Origin of the sequence: Nocardia sp. NPDC060220, assembly GCF_042727815.1 — a bacterium.
GTDB lineage: Bacteria > Actinomycetota > Actinomycetes > Mycobacteriales > Mycobacteriaceae > Nocardia.
This window is the reverse complement of sequence record NZ_JBHWZY010001011.1, coordinates 1-2241: the sequence shown is the minus strand read 5'-3', so window position 1 is coordinate 2241 and position 2241 is coordinate 1. Positions and strand designations below refer to the sequence as shown.

The window sequence follows — 2241 nt, the reverse complement described above, 5'->3', positions numbered from 1 at the left end:
CGCGACGCACCTCGAGCATGTGGTGCAACCGATCTCGGCCGGCTTCTGCGTACCGGTGTTCGCGCTGTTCGCCTCCGGTGTGCCGCTCGACGGCGCAGTGTTCGGATCGCTGTTCACCGACCGGCTCGCGCTGGCGATCATCCTCGGGCTCTTGCTCGGCAAAACCATCGGAATCTTCGGTGTGAGCTGGGTCGTTATCAAACTCGGCTGGGCGAAACGCCCAGCCGGACTGGAGTATCGCGACATGTTCGCCCTGTCGGTACTCGGCGCGATCGGGTTCACCGTTAGCCTTCTCGTGGCGGAACTCGCGCTCGCCGACGTCGGCGACGATGCCATCGATCTTGCCAAGGCCGCCGTTCTGGTGACCTCGATGGCAGCATCGCTGATCGGATCGGCGCTACTGTTGCGCCGAGGACGTGTGCACCAGGCGCGCCGCGATGCAGACCAGTTACCACAGGGAGAAGGGTCGACGAAGTGAGTTACACCCAAGGCGGAAATGACGGTCGGACGGTCACTTCGATCCCGTTGACCGACGCCAATCCGCCCGGATCGGCGAGCATCGGCAGCCTCGTGCGCGATGCCACCGAGCAGATGTCGACACTGGTGCGCGCCGAGGTGGCGCTGGCCAAGGCCGAGGTCACCGGTGAGATCAAGAAGGGCCTCACCGGCAGCGTCTTCTTCATCCTCGCGCTGACAGTGCTGCTGTTCAGCTCGTTCTTTTTCTTCTTCTTCCTCGCCGAGCTGCTCGACATGTGGCTGTGGCGCTGGGCCGCGTTCCTGATCGTGTTCCTGCTGATGGTGCTCACCACTGTCCTGCTGGCCTTGCTCGGCTGGCTCAAGGTACGGAAGGTGCGCGCGCCGGAGAAGACGATCGGTTCGCTCAAGCAGGCCGCCGAGGTGCTGCCCGCCGCGTTCACCCACCGCGACGCGGCCGACGCGCACGCGGCCATCGGATCCAGTGGTGCGGGCGCCACGTCGCTGGAGAAGTCGAGCAACCGATGACGCGCCGGGCGGGCCCGGTCGCAACAGCCGGACCCGCCCACTAGGCTCGATCGGCGTGTCGTCCAATTCATTCCCGGATCCCTCCAGCGTCCGTTTCGACGGACCGTGGACCCACCGGGACGTGCACGCCAACGGAATCCGCTTCCACGTCGTCGAAGCAGACGTCGCCGAAACCGACGGTGCGGACCGCCCCGAGGCGCCCCTGGTGCTGCTGCTGCACGGTTTCGCCGATTTCTGGTGGTCGTGGCGGCATCAGCTGACCGCGCTGGCCGGCCACGGGTATCGCACCGTCGCCGTCGACCTGCGCGGCTACGGCGATACCGACAAACCACCGCGTGGCTACGACGGCTGGACCCTCGCAGGCGACATCGCCGGCCTGGTCCGGGCGCTCGGGCACACCGAGGCCACGCTCGTCGGCCACGCCGAGGGCGGACTGGTCTGCTGGGCCACCGCGGTGCTGCATCCGCGACTGGTCCGCTCGATCGCGCTGGTCAGCTCGCCGCATCCCGCCGCGCTCAAGAGCGCCGTGCTGCGGGATCCGGCCCAACGGGCGACCTGGCTGCCCGATTTCCTGCGGTATCAGCTGCCGCGCTATCCCGAAAACCTGCTCACCCGACGTGGTGGCGCCGAGGTGGAGCGCCTGCTGCATGATCGGGTCGGTGAATCCTGGTCGCGCACTGCGGAATTCGTCGAGACCGCGTCGCGGATGCGGCATGCCATCCGGATACCGGGGGCCGCGCACAGTGCGCTGGAGTATCAGCGCTGGGCGTTTCGCAGTCAGTGGCGACCGGACGGTAAGCGGTTCATGGCCACGATGCGCACCCCGATCGACATCCCGGTGCTGATGCTGCGCGGCGAGCACGACTCGTATCTGCTCGACGCCACGTTCCGGCGCGGGGAGTCGTTATCGCCCCATCGGACGCTGGTCTCGATTCCGCGTGCGGGGCACTACGCCCATCAGGAGAACCCCAGCAGGGTCAACGAGGCGCTGACCGCGCACTGGCGCGAGCAGAACGGTGTGAACGGGTCGCCGCCGCACGACGACTTGGTTTCGCCGTAGTTTCGGAGCGCCGGCGCGCTCGAAATGGGTCTGGCCTTTGGGTAGGGACGTATCGGGTTCGACCGGGTCCGGGTTAGTTGGAGGCTGTGTTTTTGGAGCGCTGGCGCGCTCGAGCGGGGCCCTGGAGGCCCCGATCTTCCCTCCCTACGGGTACTCCTTCGTCGCACCCTTCGGTCAGT

Annotated in this window: 3 protein-coding genes; all 3 read left to right on the top strand. The window is 67.1% G+C overall.

Annotated elements, in window-relative coordinates:
- The coding region (locus ACFWF3_RS32970) for a Na+/H+ antiporter NhaA (protein WP_379317812.1) at positions 1-478 on the top strand (478 nt) is incomplete at its 5' end.
- Positions 475-1002 carry a phage holin family protein gene (locus ACFWF3_RS32965; RefSeq protein ID WP_378638743.1) on the top strand — a complete coding sequence of 176 codons (528 nt, stop codon included), beginning with the start codon at positions 475-477 and terminating at the stop codon, positions 1000-1002. The genes ACFWF3_RS32970 and ACFWF3_RS32965, both read left to right, overlap by 4 nt.
- 55 nt (positions 1003-1057) lie before the next feature.
- Positions 1058-2062, top strand: a complete 1005-nt coding sequence (locus ACFWF3_RS32960; RefSeq protein ID WP_379317810.1) for an alpha/beta fold hydrolase — start codon at positions 1058-1060, stop codon at positions 2060-2062.
- Positions 2063-2241 lie beyond the last annotated feature (179 nt).